The 18,777-nt window shown below is 68.4% G+C and carries 15 protein-coding genes; 7 read left to right on the top strand and 8 right to left on the bottom strand.

Annotated elements, in window-relative coordinates; genetic code table 11:
* Positions 1-206 precede the first annotated feature (206 nt).
* From ACYX7E_RS15230 to ACYX7E_RS15245, 4 genes are all read left to right on the top strand, one after another.
* Positions 207-1,334, top strand: a complete 1,128-nt coding sequence (locus ACYX7E_RS15230; protein WP_462081444.1) for an alpha/beta fold hydrolase — start codon at positions 207-209, stop codon at positions 1,332-1,334.
* A gap of 114 nt (positions 1,335-1,448) precedes the next feature.
* A complete protein-coding gene (locus tag ACYX7E_RS15235) occupies positions 1,449-1,904 on the top strand; it encodes a (2Fe-2S)-binding protein (protein WP_462081445.1) in 456 nt (151 codons plus the stop codon).
* 56 nt (positions 1,905-1,960) lie between these two features.
* Positions 1,961-4,147, top strand: coding sequence for a xanthine dehydrogenase family protein molybdopterin-binding subunit (locus tag ACYX7E_RS15240; RefSeq protein WP_462081446.1), 2,187 nt, complete (start codon positions 1,961-1,963; stop codon positions 4,145-4,147).
* Between the two features lie 80 nt (positions 4,148-4,227).
* Entirely contained in the window at positions 4,228-4,815 is a 588-nt protein-coding gene (locus ACYX7E_RS15245; RefSeq protein ID WP_462081447.1) for a hypothetical protein, read from the top strand.
* 118 nt (positions 4,816-4,933) lie between these two features.
* On the opposite strand, the gene rarD is transcribed toward ACYX7E_RS15245, so the two are convergent.
* The 6 genes from rarD to ACYX7E_RS15275 all read right to left on the bottom strand — a co-directional run bounded on the left by rarD (position 4,934) and on the right by ACYX7E_RS15275 (position 12,808).
* Complete coding sequence (gene rarD, locus ACYX7E_RS15250; RefSeq protein ID WP_462081448.1) at positions 4,934-5,872, bottom strand: EamA family transporter RarD; 939 nt, start codon at positions 5,870-5,872, stop codon at positions 4,934-4,936.
* Positions 5,869-6,810, bottom strand: coding sequence for a drug/metabolite exporter YedA (gene yedA / locus ACYX7E_RS15255; RefSeq protein ID WP_462081449.1), 942 nt, complete (start codon positions 6,808-6,810; stop codon positions 5,869-5,871). Before yedA ends, rarD begins: the two co-directional genes overlap by 4 nt.
* Positions 6,811-8,029: 1,219 nt before the next feature.
* On the bottom strand, positions 8,030-10,219 hold the full coding sequence (locus ACYX7E_RS15260) for a carboxy terminal-processing peptidase (protein WP_462081450.1): 2,190 nt from the start codon (positions 10,217-10,219) through the stop codon (positions 8,030-8,032).
* A gap of 436 nt (positions 10,220-10,655) precedes the next feature.
* Complete coding sequence (gene lipA, locus ACYX7E_RS15265) at positions 10,656-11,708, bottom strand: lipoyl synthase (RefSeq protein WP_462081451.1); 1,053 nt, start codon at positions 11,706-11,708, stop codon at positions 10,656-10,658.
* Positions 11,709-11,837: 129 nt separating this feature from the next.
* Entirely contained in the window at positions 11,838-12,542 is a 705-nt protein-coding gene (gene lipB, locus ACYX7E_RS15270; protein WP_462081452.1) for a lipoyl(octanoyl) transferase LipB, read from the bottom strand.
* On the bottom strand, positions 12,530-12,808 hold the full coding sequence (locus tag ACYX7E_RS15275) for a DUF493 family protein (RefSeq protein ID WP_462081453.1): 279 nt from the start codon (positions 12,806-12,808) through the stop codon (positions 12,530-12,532). Before ACYX7E_RS15275 ends, lipB begins: the two co-directional genes overlap by 13 nt.
* A 367-nt stretch (positions 12,809-13,175) precedes the next feature.
* Here ACYX7E_RS15275 and ACYX7E_RS15280 point away from each other — a divergent pair, with 367 nt between their 5' ends.
* The 3 genes from ACYX7E_RS15280 to ACYX7E_RS15290 all read left to right on the top strand — a co-directional run bounded on the left by ACYX7E_RS15280 (position 13,176) and on the right by ACYX7E_RS15290 (position 15,873).
* Positions 13,176-13,862 (top strand): TenA family protein, encoded by a 687-nt coding sequence (locus ACYX7E_RS15280; protein WP_462081454.1) that lies wholly within the window; start codon positions 13,176-13,178, stop codon positions 13,860-13,862.
* A 3-nt stretch (positions 13,863-13,865) separates the two neighbouring features.
* Positions 13,866-14,528 carry a thiaminase II gene (tenA, locus tag ACYX7E_RS15285; protein WP_462081455.1) on the top strand — a complete coding sequence of 221 codons (663 nt, stop codon included), beginning with the start codon at positions 13,866-13,868 and terminating at the stop codon, positions 14,526-14,528.
* Between the two features lie 367 nt (positions 14,529-14,895).
* A complete protein-coding gene (locus tag ACYX7E_RS15290; protein WP_462081569.1) occupies positions 14,896-15,873 on the top strand; it encodes a CsgG/HfaB family protein in 978 nt (325 codons plus the stop codon).
* Between the two features lie 249 nt (positions 15,874-16,122).
* Here the strand turns inward: ACYX7E_RS15290 and ACYX7E_RS15295 are convergent, their stop codons facing one another.
* Positions 16,123-17,352: a D-alanyl-D-alanine carboxypeptidase family protein gene (locus ACYX7E_RS15295; protein WP_462081456.1), complete on the bottom strand. Its 1,230-nt coding sequence runs from the start codon at positions 17,350-17,352 to the stop codon at positions 16,123-16,125.
* A gap of 111 nt (positions 17,353-17,463) precedes the next feature.
* Positions 17,464-18,744 (bottom strand): septal ring lytic transglycosylase RlpA family protein, encoded by a 1,281-nt coding sequence (locus tag ACYX7E_RS15300; protein ID WP_462081570.1) that lies wholly within the window; start codon positions 18,742-18,744, stop codon positions 17,464-17,466.
* Positions 18,745-18,777: the final 33 nt, after the last annotated feature.

An 18,777-nucleotide genomic window follows, 5' to 3' on the forward strand; every position in this document is an offset into this window, starting at 1 on the left:
TGACCGGCAAACGGTCATGTCGGCATGCCTGCGCGACGGCGCCAGTACCGAAAGTGAGGCCGATGGTGCCGTTTCCGCATGCTCATGCAGTCGTCGCACGGCCGCTTGATGTCGGTTGTCACCGGATTGTCATGCAGATGCGGTAGTCCCGCGCCGGCCCGCGCCCTACGCTGCGCGACCCTCTTCCTTCCTCCGGACCGCCTCCGATGCTGCGCGTGATGCTGGTGTGCTGTGCCTGCCTGCTGCTGGCCGGCTTTTCGTGGCCCGGTCCGACCGCCTCGCTGAGCGGGCGGCTGGTCGCGCCCGGTGGCGCCTCGCCGTTGCTGCAGGCCGGGCGCGTCGCGCAGGCCTTGACCCAGCTGCCACATCGCGACGGCCAGGTCGTCACCCGCGCCGGCGTGCCGATGTTCTGGCGCGTCATCGATCCCGGCGACTACCGGCTCGACTATCACTACCAGCCCGATGGCACGCCACGCGGCCGCATGGACTTCACGCTCGACTTCGCCGCGCCCGGCGCCCCGGTCAATGCGCCGCGCGGCACCGTGCTGCTGTTGCACGGCTGGATGATGGACGGCAGCTCGCTGCTGCCCTGGGCGCTGCAACTGGCGCAGGCGGGCTATCGCACGGTCAGCATCGACCTGCGCAACCACGGCCGTTCCGGCGCGGCCCCGGCAGGCTATGGCACGCGCGAGTCCGAGGACATCGTCGAGGTCGTGGCGGCACTGCGTGCCCGCGGCGAGATCAGCGGGCCGCTGCATGTCATGGGCGTGTCCTACGGTGCGGCGACCGCGATCTTCAGCGCGCGCGCACTCGGTGACGAGGTCCAGGGCGTGATCGCGATGGAGTCGTTCGAGAATGCCGGGCATGCGATCCGCGACATGGTCCCGCACATGCTCGACAGCGCGCCGGAGACCCTGGTGCAGCAGTTCAGCCTGCGGCTGATGCGCTGGCGCTTCGATGCGCAGGCGCTGGAAACCGCGATCTCCAGCGCCAGCGATACGCTGGCCCTGCCGCTGGACGGCGTCGACGTCGGCGGTGCGCTGGCCCAGGTCCCGGCCTGCGTGCTGCTGATCCACGGCGACCAGGACCGCCACGTGCCGGTCGCACATGGCCGCGCGCTGGCCGCCGCCGCGCCGCGCGCGCATTACCTGGAAGTCCACGGCGAGGACCACATCAGCCTGCCGATGCGACTGGACCTGCTGGGCCCGACGGTCATCGACTGGCTCGACAGCACCGGGCATGGCAGGGTCGGCCATGGCGGCGGCAACCCGGCCGGCGCCATCACGGCGGGCATGCCGCCCACCTACTGCGCCAATCCGCTGGCGATCGCCTGAGCGGCTGGCGCCAGTGTTCCTGCTCGCCGCTGATCAGGTGCCCCGCCCCGCGTCTGGCAATCCCGTAGCGACGCGACTACATTGAAGATCCCCAGCCGCCGCCAGGGAGAGACGATGAAACTGCACGTCAACGGATCCGAGCGCGACATCGACGCGCCACCGGACATGCCGCTGCTCTGGGTCCTGCGCGACCTGATGGGGCTGACCGGCACCAAGTTCGGATGTGGCATCGCCCAGTGCGGCGCCTGCACCGTCCACGTCGATGGCGAGCCGCGCCGCGCCTGCGTGACCCCGGTCTCGGCGGTCGAAGGCAGCAAGATCACCACCATCGAAGGCCTGTCGGCCAACGGCGACCACCCGGTACAGCAGGCCTGGGCCGAACTCGACGTGGTGCAGTGCGGCTATTGCCAGTCCGGGCAGATCATGTCGGCGGTCGCGCTGCTCGCGCAGGTGCCGTCGCCGACCGATGTCGATATCGATCACGCGCTCGCCGGCAACATCTGCCGCTGCGGAACCTACCAGCGCGTGCGTGCCGCCGTGCATCGCGCCGCCGAGCTCGGCAAGGCCTGACCGCCCGCGTCCCGGCGCAGGCCGGGGCACCCTCGCCATTCGACGGAGCCCACCCCGTGACCAGCGCAAGCAAGGTTTCCCGCCGCGACTTCCTCCGCACCAGCGCCCTGGCCGGCGGCGGACTGGTGATCGCGTTCGCCATCCCGGGCATGAAGCGCCTGGCCCACGCGCAAGCGACGCAGGGCGCCGCCGCCGCGGCCTTCGTCCCCAACGCCTTCCTGCGCATCGCCAGCGACGACAGCATCACCGTGCTGCTGGCGCATGCCGAAATGGGCCAGGGCATCTGGACCACGTTGCCGATGCTGATCGCCGAGGAGCTCGATGCCGACTGGTCGCGCATCCGCGTCGAACACGGGCCGGCCGACAAGGCCTACACCAGCCCGGTGTTCGGCATGCAGGGCACCGGCGGCTCGACGACCACCTGGTCGGAGTTCGACCGCTACCGGCAGGCTGGCGCCGTCGCCCGCGCGATGCTGGTGCAGGCGGCCGCGGCCGAGTTCGGCGTGCCCGTCGCCGACATCCGCACCGAACGCGGCGAAGCCATCGCCGGCACGCAGCGCCTGCGTTACGGCGCGCTGGCCGATGCCGCCGGCAAGCTGACGCCGCCCGATCCCGCCACGTTGACGCTGCGCGATCCGCGCGACTGGAAACTGATCGGCAAGAGCACGCAGCGCCTCGACACCCCGGAGAAAATCAGCGGCCGCGCGAAGTTCGGCATGGACGTGCAGTTCGAAGGCCTGATGACCGCGCTGGTCGCGCGCGCGCCGGTGTTCGGCGGCAAGGTCGCCAGTTTCGATCCCGCGGCCGCGCTGAAGATCGCGGGCGTGCGCAAGGTGGTGCAGGTGCCGACGGGCGTGGCCGTGGTCGCCGACCATTACTGGGCCGCCAAGCTCGGCCGCGACGCCCTGGTCGTCGACTGGGCACCGGGCGAACACGCAACGCTCGACAGCGCGACGATGCGCGCCGAATTCGCGCGCCTGGCCGCGACGCCGGGCGCAGCAGCGGTGCAGGCGGGCGACGTGGATGGCGCGATGGCCAAGGCCGTGCGCACGGTCGAGGCCGAATACGCCGTGCCCTACCTGGCGCATGCGGCGATGGAACCTTTGAACTGCACGGTCAGGATCAGCGACGAAGGCTGCGAGATCTGGTGCGGCACGCAGTTCCCGACCCTCGACCAGAACAACGCCGCACGCATCACCGGCCTGCCACCCGAACGCGTCAGCATCCACACGCCATTCCTCGGTGGTGCGTTCGGACGCCGCGCGACGCCGCAGTCGGATGTCGTCAGTGAAGCGGTGGAAGTCGCCAAGGCCGCGGGCCTGCCGGTCAAGACGGTCTGGACGCGTGAGGACGATACCCGCGGCGGCTATTACCGGTCGGCCTTCGTGCAGAAGGCGACGGTCGGGCTCGACGGCAGCGGACTTCCGGTGGCGTGGCGGCAGGTGCTGGTCGGGCAGTCGATCATGGCCGGCACCTTCATGGAAGCGATGATGGTCAAGGGCGGCATCGATACGACCTCGGTCGAGGGCGTCTCCGATTCGCCGTATGTGCTGGGCACGCCTGCGCACCGCGTGGGCCTGCATTCGCCGCAGACCGGGATCCCGGTGCTGTGGTGGCGCTCGGTCGGGCACAGTTACAACGGCTTCGTGATGGAAAGCCTGGTCGACGAGCTCGCGCATGCCGCCGGCCAGGATCCGCTGGCCTACCGGCGCCTGCTGCTGAAGGAACACCCTCGCCATCTGGCCGCGCTGAACCTGGCGGCAGAGAAGTTCGGCTGGGGCACGCCGGCCGCCCAGGGGCGCGGACACGGCATCGCCGTGCATGAGTCATTCGGCAGTTTCGTGGCGCAGGTCGCCGAGGTCTCGGTCGAGGCCGGTGCGATCCGCGTGCATCGCGTGGTCTGCGCGATCGACTGTGGCCCGGCGGTCAATCCGGGCGCGATCGCGGCGCAGATGGAATCGGGCATCGCGTTCGGACTGGCGGCCGCGCTGTATTCCAGGCTGACGCTGAAGGAGGGCCGCGTGCAGGAATCGAACTACCACGACTACCGCGTGCTGCGCCTGCCGGAGATGCCGCGCGTCGAAGTCCATATCGTGCCCAGCACCGGAAAAATGGGCGGCGTCGGCGAACCCGGCACGCCGCCGATCGCGCCAGCGGTGGCCAACGCGGTGTTCGCACTGACCGGACAGCGCCTGCGCGAACTGCCGCTGCAACTCACCGGGACGACGGCGGTGTCGTCATGAGCCGGCAGACAGCGCCCGGCAACAGGAAGCACCCCGAGAAGCACACGATGACCAGCCGGCAGATGGGGACGCAGACGCGCATGAACACCACACGCAAGGCCGCTTCGATCCTCACGCTCGCCACCTGCGGTCTGCTGGCCGCCTGCGGGTCGCGCATTTCGCCGGAACAGCAGGCGCAGGCGCTGACCGCATTCGCCACCGTCGAGCAGGTGCTGCAGCATCCACGCTGCAGCAATTGCCATATTCCCGGCGACAGCCCGCTGCAGTTCGACGCACAGACGCCGCACGCGATGCTGGTCGTGCGCGGAAAGGACGGCAAGGGCGCGCCCGGACAACCCTGCAGCGCCTGCCATGGCGAAGCCAACGCACCGGCCAGCTACGGACCGCATGCCCCACCGGGCGCACCGCATTGGCAGTTGCCGCCGGCCGACCAGAAGATGGCCTGGATCGGTGTGTCGCCGAAGGAGCTGTGCGAGATCCTCCAGGACCGCAAGCGCAACGGCGATCGCGACCTCGACGCCATGCTCAAGCATGTCCGCGAGGATGCCCTGGTCCTGTGGGGCTGGGAGCCGGGCGGCAATCGCACACCGGTGCCGGTCCCGCATGCGCAGTTCGTCGCCGCGTTCGCGCAATGGGCCGATGCCGGCGCGCCCTGCCCGCAATCCTGACCAGCATCGCCGACGGGCTATCCTGATCGGCATCGCCGATGGCGACCGACTGATCCTCGCATCGCGACGCGCCGCATGGCCGTCGCGCATCCGGTAGCGCTGGCCTTGAGCCTGCCGTTCAAGCCTGCTGCGCGACGATCCGCCGGCGCGATGCCAGGATGCCGTCGGCGGCGAATACCGCCAGCCCGGCCCAGATGAAGCCGAAGCCGATCGCGCGATCGGGACCGAAGGCCTCGCCGAAGAAAAACACGCCCAGCAGCAGCTGGATCGTCGGCGACATGTACTGCAGCACGCCGACGACGGTCAGCGACACGCGGCGCACCGCGTACGAGAAGCCGATCAGCGGGATCGCGGTCAACGCGCCGCCCAGCACCAGCATCGCATCGTTCCAGCCGCCCCAGCGCAGCGAGAAGAATCCGCCGCCACCATGGGTTTCGGTCCAGATCAGGAAGCCCAGCGCAGGCAGGAACACGATCAGGTTCTCGACGCCGAGACCGGTCACCGGATCCACGGCGGCAAACTTGCGGATCAGTCCGTAGAACGCGAACGACAGCGCCAGCGACAATGCGATCCACGGGAACGAGCCGTAGCTCAGCGTCAGCCACAGCACGCCGACCGCGGCCATGACCACGGCGACCCATTGCGGACGCGACAGCCGCTCGCGCAGGAACAGCACGCCGATGACGACGTTGAGCAGCGGATTGATGAAGTAGCCTAGGCTGGCCTCGACGACGTGGCCGGTACTGACCGACCAGACGTACAGGCTCCAGTTGAACGCGATCAGGGTGCCGGAGATCGCCAGCATGCCGGCCAGGCGCGGCTGCGACAGCACGGCGCGCAACCAGCCCCGCCCCTTGCTGATCGTGAGCCAGGCGCTAACCAGCAGGGCGCACCAGACGGCGCGATGCAGCACGATCTGCAACGGCGGCACGTCGCCCAGCGCGTGCCAGTACATCGGCATCACGCCCCAGACGATGAAGGTCGCAATGGCGATCCACAGCCCTGCCCTGACTTCGGCCGGTGTTGCCTGCGGTTGCTGGCTCCTGCCGCCGCTCATGGCGTGGTCTCCCCGTCGGCGACGGGGGCCGGCAGCGGTGCCTTCTTGGCCTTTGCCAGCGTGATCGCGACGACACCGAGCAGCACCACCGCCATCGCGCCGAAATCGTGCGCACTGAAGCGTTCGGCAGCCAGCCAGACGCCGAGCACGACTGCGATCACTGGATTGACGTAGGCATAGCTGCTGGCCAGCGTGGGCCGGACGTTGTGCAGCAGCCAGATGTAGGCGGTGAAGCCGATGATCGATCCAAAACTGGCCAGGTAACCCACCGACAGCGTCGCGCGCATCGTGGGCATGTCGTCGATGCGTTCGCCGAAGACAAGACCGGCCACCAGCATGAAGACGCCACCGCACAGCATCTGCGTGGCCGCGGTCATGAACGGTGACGGCAGGTCGCGCCCGCGGCTCCAGATCGAGCCGAACGACCACGCCAGCGGCGCGATCAGCAAGGCCACCAGGCCAACCGGTGTCGCGGTCAGGCTGCTGCCGGCGTTGAGCCACAGCACACCAATGAAGCCGATGCCGAGGCCGATCCATTCGAGCCGGCGCGGATGTTCGCCGCGCATCGCGGAGAACAGCCCCATCCACAGCGGCGCCGACGCGACCGCGACTGCGGCCAGGCCGGACGACACGGTCTGTTCGGCGATGCAGACCATGCCGTTGCCGAAGCCAAGCAGCAGCAGGCCCATGAACGCGACGTTGCGCCACTGCACCGGGGTCGGCGCGGCGATCTTGCGCCAGCGCAGTAAGGCATACATCAGGCCACCGGCAATGAGGAACCGTCCGCCCGCCATCAGCAGCGGCGGGTAGCCACCTTCGAGGGCGAATCGGATCGCGAGATAGGTCGAGCCCCAGATGACATACACCGCAGCCAGCGCGGAGGCGATGGCCAGCGGAGATGCGGAATGCGGAGCGTGCGACGCGTTGGCAGCGCGCATCGTGGGAAACCAGTCAGGGAAATAACGCAGGGCTACAGCGCAGGAAGCGCGACGGCCTGGAACAGCGACGCGGCGCGTGCAGGCATTCTACTCCTGCACCCGACACGCAGGCCACGGTCGCACCGGAACAAAGTGATGCCGATACGTGTGGTTTGACGTGGTTTTTTGCCGACATTGCAGGCGGGTCGTGCGGCCATTGTGATCGGGCCAGCCACGCATGAGGCTGGATCCGACATGTCACCCTGTCCATGGATGGCTGCTCGGCTCTGTCAGCCATGCATGACCGGCTCTCTGCAATCGCCGGCCGAGGCGACGCACTGACGTCGGATGGGCCGAGGTCTTCGATGGGATGCATGCGTAGATACGCCACCGAAGCCGCATTCCTGACACGCGCGGCAGTGGCGGGTCGGGCGGAGGCTGCGTGGAGCACGCCATGGATGGCGTGCGCCCGAGTCAGGGCAGGACGCCCTGACCGAGGGAAGAGCAGCCGCAGCCCGACCCGTCGCTGCAAGTCCGGGCTCAACGAATCTGCTTTTAAGTCCTGCTTTTCTCAGAGGTAAGAGCAAGGGCTTGGCTTCATCGGCTCCGGAGGCCGCGTCGCCCCGTCCAGGGATTACTCCTCGGCTCGGTCAGCCCTCGCCACTACGCGGCCCGGTCCGGCCCGGCGCAGCACGCCGGGCGTTCGCATGGGCTACGCGGCATGCCGCGCAAGCAGTCCCTGCTCACCCATGGCTGACTCGCCGCCGCGGGCCCGCTCTCCGCAATCCCCGGCCGAGGCGGCGCACTGAGGGCGGATAAGCCGAGGTCTTCGATGGAGAGGGCCCGCTAGACCTGCCGAGGCCGCAATCGTGACGCTCGCCGGCAGTGGCGGGTCGGGCGGAGGCTGCGTCGAGCACGCCATGGATGGCGTGCGCCCGAGTCAGGGCAGGATGCCCTGACCGAGGGAAGAGCAACCGCAGCCCGGCACGGTGCTGCAAATCCGGGTTCAGCGGTCTGCTTTTGAGCTCTACCTTTAACGGGACTGAGGGCAAAGGCTTGGCTTCGTCGGCTTCGGAAGCTACATCGCCCTGTCCAGGGATTACTCCCCGGCTCGGTCAGCCATCCATGGCCCGCGCTCCGCAATCAGCAGCGGGCAGATCCGAGATCAACACACTGGGCAAAGGCCAAAAAAACGGGGGCGATAACGCCCCCGTCTGATTGAGTCTGATGGTGCGCGCGCTTACTGCGCCCAGCGCCCCGGACCCGGCGACACCGGCAGCACCTGTGCGGCCAACTGCTTATCGTTGTTGAGCAGGCGCACCGCATCGGCCAGGATCGCCGCCGACTCGCGCAGCAGCGGATCCGGACGCTTCTCTGCCGCCTTCTCGCGTGCCGCATCCAGCGCCACGTTGCGCTCGTTGGCCTGCAGGCCGTCATCGTTGTCCTCGGCCAGAGGATCCAGATCCAGACCCAACTGCTTGCGCTCGGCCTGGCGCGCCGTACGCTTGGCAGCCTGACGGTCGCGCTCGCTGCGGCGCTCGGCCTCGTTCAACGAGACCCACTTGCGCTCGCGCTCGGCACGGAACTCGGCCACGTCCTCGGACCACCACTGGAATTCCTTGTCGCTGGCGATGCGGGTGTCGTGCAGCGCCTCCAGGCGCGGCAGCATCGCCGCGAAATTGCCGTAACGCACGTGCGGCACCGCCGCGATCCGCGTCCACGGCAACGCGTTGTCGTAGGTGCTCTCGCCAAACTCGCTCGCATCCACCGTCACCGGGAAATGGATGTCCGGCACCACGCCCTTGTTCTGCGTACTGCTGCCGCCCGGCAGGAAGAACTGCGCGATCGTCAGCTTGACCTGGCCGAAGCGCTTGCCTTCGTTGGCAGGCCAACGGTCGAGGTCGAACAGGTTCTGCACCGTGCCCTTGCCGAACGTCGTCTCGCCGATGACCAGGCCGCGGCCATAGTCCTGGATCGCGCCGGCAAAGATCTCCGACGCAGACGCCGAACCGCGATTGATCAGCACCGCCAGCGGACCTTCCCAGGCCACGCCCGGGTTGCGGTCGCTTTCCACGCTGACGCGGCCGCCGGATTCGCGCACCTGCACCACCGGGCCCTTGTCGATGAACAGACCGGTCAGTTCGACCGCCTCGTTCAACGAACCGCCGCCGTTGTTGCGCAGGTCCAGCACCACGCCGTCGACCTTGTCGGTCTTGAACTGCTCCAGCAGCTTGGAAATGTCGCGCGTGGCCGAGGCGTACTCGCCATTCTTGCTGCGACGGCCCTCAAAGTCCTGGTAGAACGCCGGCAGCTTGATGACACCGAAACGCTTGACCGCCGCGCCCTCGGTCGGCGCCGGCACGGTGATGATCTCGGACTTGGCGGCCTGCTCCTCGAGGCGCACGCGTGCACGGGTCAGCGTGATCCGCACCGGCTTGCTGTCGAGGGTAGCCTCGCCCGGCACCACGTCCAGCCGCACCAGGGTGCCCTTGGCGCCCTTGATCTTGTCGACGACATCATCGATGCGCCAGCCCACGACGTCTTCCATCGCGCCATCGGCGCCCTGGCCGACGGCGACGATGCGGTCGCCAGGCTTGAACTTCTCGCTGAGCGCAGCGGGGCCGCCGGCGATCAGCTCGCGGATCACGACGACGTCGTCCTGCTTCTGCAGCTGCGCGCCGATGCCTTCCAGCGACAGCGACATGCTCTGGTTGAACAGCTTGGCCGCGCGCGGATTGAAGTAGTCGGTGTGCGGATCGACGGTCGAGGTGTAGGCGTTGAGCACACTGCTGAAGGCGTCCTCGCCATTGAGTGCGCTGACAGTGTTGGACAGGTTCAGATAGCGGCGGTCGAGCGTCCTGCGGATCTCGTCGGGCTTCTTGCCCGCCAGCTGCAGGCGCAGCCAGTCGTTGCGCACCGACTGCCGCCACAGCGCGTCGAGTTCGGCGCCGCTGGCCGCCCACTTGGCGTCCTCGCGGTCGTATTCCCAGCGGTCGTTGCCGGTGAAATCGAAGATGTCCTGCTTCAGCAACTCGCGCGCGAAGGCCACGCGCTGTTCGACGCGCTGCTTGTAGGTCGCGAAGATCGCGTAGGCCGGCTCGAGCTCGCCGCTGCGCAGCGCCTGGCCCATCTGGCCGCTGTAGCGCGTGAAGCCCTCGACGTCGGCGGCCGAGAAGAACAGCTTGCTGCCGTCGAGCGCATCCAGGTACTGCTTGAAGATTTCCTGCGACATCGCCGCGTCCAGTGGCCGGGGCCGATAGGCATAGCGGCTGTCGGACAGCAGGTTGAACACCAGCTTGGACGTGGTCACCTGGTCAGCGCTGGGCGTGGACGGGATGCTGGTCTCGGTTTCCGCCCGCGCCATCAAGCCCAGCGGCACTGCCAGCGCCAGTGCGATCAGGGAGGCGGAAAGGACGCGGTTGGCTTTCATCTTCGATTCGATTCCTGCTGGACGCCCCCGCACGAGGGCCGGATGGATCAGATCAACATGGAGGCTACATGGAGCGGGTCAACATGGAACGGGCAACCTGGATCGGAGCGACCTGGAGCGTATGGTCCCGGGCCCATCATCGCCGACGACAAAACGAACCCGGACCGGGACACATGTCGCCATGGATGATGTCGCCCCGATGTGACGCCGTGACAGTGCTGAAAGTTGCATCACGGCGCACATCCGCGCCACCGGGTCCACTGTAAGGGGCGACCAGCACCGCAAGCTGAACGCGCCTGCAGCCAGAAGCCTGTGCCGGAAGCGCCCGCAAAACGTCCCGCCAACGCCCTGCGAACGCCAATCAACACGTCCCCATCTGCCGACGTCGCGCCGCTGCGCGTCCGTCCTGGGACGTCAGAGGCTCAGCCTACCGCCTTCACGCGGTGGCGACGCCAGCCTCCATCGCCTGGCGGTCGGCGTGGTACGACGAACGTACCAGCGGGCCTGAGGCGACGTGGCTGAAGCCCAGCGACATGCCGTAGATCTCCAGCGCCTTGTATTCCTCGGGCGTCCAGTAACGCAGCACCGGATGGTGGTGGTTGCTGGGCGCCAGGTACTGGCCGATGGTGATCATGTCGACGTCATGCGCGCGCAGGTCGCGCAGCGTGCCCTGGACCTGCTCCATGGTCTCGCCGAGGCCGAGCATGATCCCGGACTTGGTCGGCACGTTGGGGTGCTGGGCCTTGAACTTCTGCAGCAGGGTCAGCGACCACTGGTAGTCGGCGCCGGGACGCACGTTGCGGTACAGGTCCGGCACGGTCTCGACGTTGTGGTTGAACACGTCCGGCGGATTCTGCGCCAGGATCTCCAGCGCGCGCTCCATGCGGCCCTTGCCGCGGAAATCCGGGGTCAGGATCTCGATGCGGGTGGCCGGCGAGGTCTCGCGGATCTTGGCGATGCAGTCGACGAAATGCTGGGCACCGCCGTCGCGCAGGTCGTCCCGGTCGACGCTGGTGACCACGACGTACTTCAGGCCCATGTCGGCGATGGTGTTGGCCAGGCTGACCGGCTCATTGGCATCGGGCGGCTTCGGGCGGCCATGGGCCACGTCGCAGAACGAGCAGCGCCGGGTGCAGACCTCGCCCAGGATCATGAACGTCGCGGTGCCGTGGCTGAAGCACTCGTGGATGTTCGGGCAGCTGGCTTCCTCGCAGACCGTGACCAGGCGGTTCTCGCGCAACTTGGCCTTCAGCGCGGCGACGGCGCCATTGGACGGAATGCGCACGCGGATCCACGACGGCTTGCGCAGGACCGGGGCATCGGCGAACTGCACCGGCGAACGCGCGATCTTGTCGGCCGCGACCTGCTTGACGCCCTCCTGCAGACGCTCCGGCTGCGCCGCGGCGTTCAACGCGGCAACGCTGCTGTTGACGCTGTCGCTCAGCGTGGAAACGACCTGCAACGGAATGGCGCGTGCGGGGGAACTCATGGCGTCGGGCTCTGGAGGCAGGGTGTCATTGTAGACCTGTCGCCGCGGACTGGCCCGGGAATCGTCGAACGGCCCGGATGTCATCGGCAACGTCTCTGGTTTCCCGGACAAGGCCGTCAGGGGCAGCAGTCAGGGGAGAGCCGCATCGGCGGGCGCGAGCCGGAGGCCGAACTGCGCGGCCAGCTCGGCCAGCAGCACCGGCTTGACCGCGTCCAGGCTGGCCGGGCCGCCCAGATCGTCCAGCGCGGTGACCTGCAGGCCGGCGTAGCCACAGGGATTGATGCGCTGGAACGGGCCCAGGTCCATCGCGATGTTGAAGGCCAGGCCATGGAAGGTGCGGCCGTTGCGTACGCGGATGCCGAGCGCGGCGACCTTGGCGTCGCCGACATAGACGCCGGGTGCACCGGCCCGGCGCACGCCGGCGATGTTCCATTCCAGCAGCGTGTCGATGATGGCCTGCTCGATCCGGCAGACGTAGTCGCGCACGCCGACCTTCAGCCGCTTGATGTCCAGCAAGGGGTACACGACGATCTGGCCGGGGCCGTGGTAGGTCACCTGGCCGCCGCGATCGACGTGGATCACCGGGATGTCCCCAGCCATCAGCACGTGCTCGGGCTTGCCGGCCTGGCCCAGCGTGAACACTGGATCGTGTTCGACGACCCAGAGTTCATCGGGGGTGTCGACAGTACGGGCATCGGTGAAGCGCTGCATCGCGCGCCAGACCGGTGCATAGGGCTGCCGTCCGAGATCGCGCACATGCGTGGCACGGTCGACGGTGCCTGCGGGCGCGCCCTGCACGGGGCAGGCCGCATCGGTCGCGGTTACAGCGTCCACTTCACCTCGGGATGGCCACGCAGCGCGACATGGGCCGCGTCGTACTGGGCGCGATCCTCGGCGTGGATATGCAGCTTCACCGAGACATATTTGCCGGCGCTGGAAGGCCGTGCGCTGACGCTCTCGTCGACGACGCGGATGCCCGCCGCAGCGAGCAGGCGCGGGATCTCGCTGTCGAGATTGGCGCTGGCGGGGCCCATGGCGGTGATTTCGAACACGCCCGGGAACTGGAAGCCGTGGTCCGGATTGTCGGAAGTAATGTCCATGGAGGGGATTATCGGGGCGCGCGGCGGGAATCCCAAGCCTCGATCGCAGGCGGGCGCAAAACACTCCATTTCGCCGCCTGCCGTTGCCTGTCGCCCGCGACGGCGTGGACGCCCGTGGCGGCAGCGGGGACAATGCCGGCATCGGCGGGCCGCTCGGATGTCATGGCCGCCGGTGCAGGCATGCAGGCATCGCCGCCGACGTCGCGCTGTCCGCGCGGACAGCGGCGCGCCCGGACCGGCTGACCCCACGCGCCATCGATGTCGCCACCACCATCGCCACCGACGTCCCCCGCTGTCGCCAGGGCCGTGCCGGCATCCCTCCCCTTCGGGCACCCCTGCCCGCGCGTCTCCAGGAACCTTCTCCGCCATGAGCACACATGCTTCCCATGCCGCCCCGGCATCCTCGCCCACCGAGCGCTTCACCGACACGTTGCGCCAGGCCAGCGAGCCGACGTGGTCGCAGGCCGTCGGCCACCGCTTCGTCTCCGAATTGCTGGACGGCAGCATCGCCGACGGGGTCATGGCCGGCTACCTGGTCCAGGACCATCGTTTCCTCGACAGCTTCCTGACCCTGCTCGGCGCCGCGATCGCGACCTCCGACAGCTTCGACGCGCGCCTGCACTTGGGCCGCTTCGTCGGCATGGTCTGTGGCGAGGAGAACACGTATTTCCTGCGCGCGTTCGATGCGCTGGGTGTCAGCGCCACGCAGCGCGCGCAGATCCCCGACAGCGCGCCGACCGCCGGCTTCCAGGCGATCATGCGCGAGGCCGCGGCGACACGTTCGTATGCTGCCGCGCTGGCCGTGCTCAATGTCGCCGAATGGCTGTACCTGGAATGGGCCGTGCGTGCGCCGCAGCCGCTGCCATCCAACTTCGTGCATGCCGAATGGATCACGCTGCACGACAATCCGGACTTCCGCGATTTCGTGGCCTTCCTGCGCGCCGAACTCGATCGCGTCGGTCCGGCCGAAGCGGCATTGGCCGGCGACTTCTTCCAGCGTGCTGTCGCGCTGGAGCTGGCGTTCTTCGACGCCGCCTATGCCGATGCGGACTGAGTCATGAATGATCTCTTCGATCGCCTGAAACAGGCCGCCGCCGACGACTGGACACACTACGTCGATCACGCCTTCGTGCGTGCGATGGGCGACGGCTCGCTGCCGGAGTCCGCGTTCCGCACCTACCTCGTGCAGGACTACCTGTTCCTGATCCAGTTCGCGCGCGCCTACGCGCTGGCGACCTACAAGAGCCGCAACCTGGCCGACATGCGCGCGGCCAAGGCCGGGTTGTCGGCGATCCTGGATGTCGAGATCGACCTGCATGTGCGCCTGTGTGCACGCTGGGGGCTGTCGCCGGCGCAGATCGAAGCGACGCCCGAGCACCAGGCCACGGTCGCCTACACGCGCTTCGTGCTCGATGCCGGCATGTCCGGCGACCTGCTCGACCTGCACGTCGCGCTGGCACCCTGCGTGCTGGGCTATGCCGAGATCGCACGCACGCTGGCACCAAACGGCGTCGAGGCGCTGGCCGGCCACAAGTACCGCGAGTGGATCGGCGAATACGCCGGGCAGCCCTACCAGGACGTGGCGGCCGCCTCGAGCCGGCATCTCGACGACCTGGCCGCACGTGCGATGACCGGACAGCGCTTCGACGAACTCGCCAGGCTGTTCGCACAGGCCTCGCGGCTGGAAGCCGACTTCTGGCAGATGGGACTGACGGCGTAATCGCGAAAGCTCCTTGCACCGCGATACGGGTGCGCGGCCATGCCCGCACCTGTATGGCGTGCACGGAGGGCGATCGCCCGGAGGACGCACGCGCGAACACCCGGTCGCACGTCACAGATCGCCAGGGTCCGAGGCCTCGCCCACTCCACCTGCCAACGGCGCCAGAATCCACGCCGGATCAACAGGTTATGGGCGCGCCATGTGTTATTAAACCCATGTCGCGCATCGGCGGCGGCGCGCGAACTTTGTCTGGTCATCGCCACGCCCTTAGAATCCGCTGCAACAGGTATGGGAGCCTGTTTTTCGCCCTCTTCTACAACCTTCGGCACGGACGCCACCGGCGGCACCGACCGTGAGCATCGGGACCATGCACATGAACTTGAAGATCAACGCCATCACGCTCGGCCTGCTCTGCGGCGCAGCGGCCTCGCTGGCCAGCCCGGCCGCCGACGCACAGCGCCGCCAGACCGCGCAGCAGGAGCGGCAGGAGAAGACCGCCGAGATCCCCACGTGCGCGCAGCCGCTGGGCGCGATCGCGGTGCTCGAACCGGAAAGCACCAACTGGTGGACCGGACAGCAACTGGCCTCCCCGGCAGCGCTGATCAAGATGTACGTGCAGCGTTCGCGCTGCTTCACCCTGGTCGACCGCGGCCGCGGCATGGCCGCGATGCAGGCCGAACGGGAACTCGCCTCCGGTGGCGACCTGCGCCGCGGCTCCAATATCGGACGCGGCCAGGTGCGTGCGGCCGACTACGTGCTGGTGCCCGACCTGGTCTCGCAGAATTCGAACGCGGGCGGCAATGCCGTCGGCGCGATGCTCGGCGGCCTGCTCGGTAGCCGCAACGCCAACCTCGGCCGCCTTGCCGGCGGCATCAACCTGACCAAGAAGACCGCCGATGTGGTGCTGACCGTCACCGACGTGCGCTCGTCGGAGCAGGTCGCGATGACCGAAGGCCATGCCACCAAGACCGACCTCGGCTGGGGCGGCAGCGGCAACTTCTGGGGCGGCAGCGGCTGGGGCGCGGCCGGCGCGTCGGGTTACAGCAACACCGAGATCGGCCAGGTGCTCGCCCTGGCCTACCTGCAGGCCTATACCGACCTGGTCGCCCAACTCGGCGGCCTGCCGGCAGATGCGTCGGCGGCCAACACCCACCAGGCCGTCACCATGACCAAGGCCGGTCGCCTGCTGAAGAACGCCAATGGCAGCGGCGGTGCGGTCCGCGACCTCGACCCGGGGATGATGCTGTACCCGACCGGCAACAAGGAAGGCACGATGTGGGAAGCCGAGGACGAGCTTGGCAACAAGGGCTGGGTGAACTCGACACTGCTGGAACTGTCGCGCTGAGAACCTTTCACGATCTGTCGCGAGCGCAGCCAGGTGGTGCGTGGCGGAGCGCAGAAAGCGCAGTGTACGTGCAGGTACATGAGCAACCGAGCACCGCACGCGCGCCAGATGGCAAGCGCAGCAAGATCGTGGACAGGTTCTGAGGTCCGCCTGACGGCGACCCGACATGCAAAGGGCCGGCATTGCCGGCCCTTCGCTTTTGCATCCAGGGCACCCGCGTTGAGGCAGGGCGCCCGGTGACGGCAAGGCTCAGTCCGATTCCCACCACATCAGGAATTCGTGCCACAGGCGCTTGAAGAAGCCGGCCTGCTCGACCGCCTCCAACGCGACCAGTGGGCGCTCGGCGATGACCTTGCCATCCAGCGTGACGCGCACCGTGCCGATCTCCTGGCCCTTGGTGATCGGCGCTTCCAGCACCTTCGGGATGTCCATCGACGGCTTGAGCTGCTCGTACTTGCCGCGCGGCGTGCTGACCAGCAGCGGCTCGGCGACGCCCAGCTTGATCTCGTTGACCTGGCCCTTCCAGAGTTTCTGCGACGCGACCACGGCACCGACGTCATAGAGCTTGTGGGTTTCGTAGAAGCGGAAGCCCCAGTTCAGCAGCGCCATCGAATCGGTCGCGCGCTGCGCTTCGCTGGTCGACCCCATGACCACCGAGATCAGGCGCTGCTCGCCGCGCAGGGCCGAGGCCAGCAGGCAGTAACCGGCGCCGGAATGGTGGCCGGTCTTGATGCCGTCGACGGCATCGTCGCGCCACAGCAACCGGTTGCGGTTGTGCTGGGTGATCGGGCCGACCGTGAATTCCTTGATCTTGTTGTGCGCGTATTCCTCGGGGTAGTCGCGCACCATCGCGCGCCCCAGCAAAGCCAGGTCGCGCGCGGTCGAGTAATGGTCCGGCGCCGACAGGCCGCTGGCATTGACGAAGTTGCTGTTCTTCATGCCGATGCGCTTGGCATAGGCGTTCATCAGCTGCGCGAACGCTTCCTCGCTGCCGGCGGTGTGCTCGGCCAGTGCGATCGCGGCATCGTTGCCGGACTGCACGACCATGCCGATTTCCATGTCCAGCAGCTTGGCGGTCTGGTTGACCGGGAAGCCGCTGTAGCTGCCATCGGTTCCGGCCCCACCCTTGCGCCAGGCGTTCTCGCTCATCATCACCTGGTCGTCGGGCTTGATCTTGCCGGCGGCCAGTTCAGCGGCGATGACGTAGCTGGTCATGACCTTGGTGATGCTGGCCGGCTCGACGCGCTCGTCGACCTTGTGGCCGGCGATGATCTGACCGGTAGCGTAGTCCATGACCAGCCACGACGTGCCCACGACCTCGGGGGCGCCCGGCACCGGCAACTGATCGCTCAGCGCGGCCGGCGCGGCGGCGGGCTTGGCGGCAGGCGCGGGGGCCGGCTGTTGCGCCAGGGCCATGCCAATGACCGTGGTGGCTGCGGCGGCCAGCAACAGTCGGCTGAGGACAACGGATGGTTTCATCGACGGCGGTACTCCGGTTCGCGGCCGCTCCGGGCCTGCATCAGAAAGAATGGCGGAAAATCCAGCAAAACACGTGCGGGTGGCGCGCTTGCGCCCAGTCTACCCGCGCCTCTACTCGCGCACGATCTGCGGTGTGCCCAGGCCCAGGCCCGCCACGCGCGACGACAGCTCGGCGACGGCATGCGATGCCACCGGCCCCACGCGCAGGCGCCAGACCGGCTTGCCGCCGGACATGCCATCGTGCAGCGACGCCGCCGCGATGCCTGCCGCCTGCAACTGCGCCAGCGCCCGCTCGGCATTGGCACGCACCGAGAACACGCCAACCTGCAACTGCAGGCCGCCTTGCCCGGACGGCAAGGCTGCCGGCGCGGCACGGGTGGCGACGGCGGCAGCCGGGATCGGCTTCGCTGCAGCCGGCGCAGTGGCCGTCGGCGCGGCGCCGTTGCCATGCGCCTGCTGGTAGGCGTCGTAGCGATCGCGGCGCGCCTTCATCCAAGTATCGAACTCGTCGGCGCTGCGCACGCGGCCGTCCTGGACCAGGCGGAAACGGTTTTCCTCGCTGCCGTAGCCCGGCTGGTCGGCGACGCGGGTCGATGCCGCGGCAGCAGGCGCGGCGGCCAAGGCCGCGGCCTGCAGCGTCGGTGTCGCGGCTGCGGGCGCCTGCGCAGGCAGCGAACGCACCAGGCCATCCATGCCGCTCGGCGTGGACGGCGCGGCAGCGGCAGCGACCTGGGGCATCGCCCCGGCATCGCCCGGATGCAGCGCGCGCACTTCGACGCGACCGGTGCCGCGCTGGTGGATGCCCAGTTTGACCGCCGCGGCATAGCTCAGGTCGACGACGCGACCCTCGTGGAATGGACCGCGATCGTTGACGCGCACGATCACCGACTTGCCGTTGTCGAGGTTGGTCACCCGCGCAAAGCTCGGCAGCGGCAGCGACTTGTGCGCGGCGGTGAAGGCGTACATGTCGTACACCTCCTGGTTGGAGGTGCGGCGACCATGGAACTTGCTGCCGTAATACGAGGCGGTGCCGGTCTCGACGAAATCGGCATGGTCGTCGAGCACGTGGTACGAGCGCCCCAGGACCTGGTACGGCGAGCGGTTGCCGTAGGCCGAGCGCGGCAGTTGCACCACCTCGGGCTCGGGGATCGCATCGACGTCGGGGATGTAGCTGGGCACGCTGTCCTTGACGCCCGGCGCGTACAGGCCGCCGGCGACATAGTCGCCGCGCTTGGACAGGTCTTCCTGCGCGGGCGCATACGGCGACACCCGGGGCGTGCCCCTGGCGGGCGTATGCCCGTGGCGTGCGGGTGCCGACGCTGGCGGGCCTGCGCTGGCAGGGGCCTCGCTCTTCCGGGGCTGGCTGCCGCAGGCGGCCAGCAATGACAGCATCGCCAGTGACAGCGCCGCGAGGGCGAGCCGCCG

It is taken from the genome of Luteimonas sp. RIT-PG2_3 (assembly GCF_054902115.1).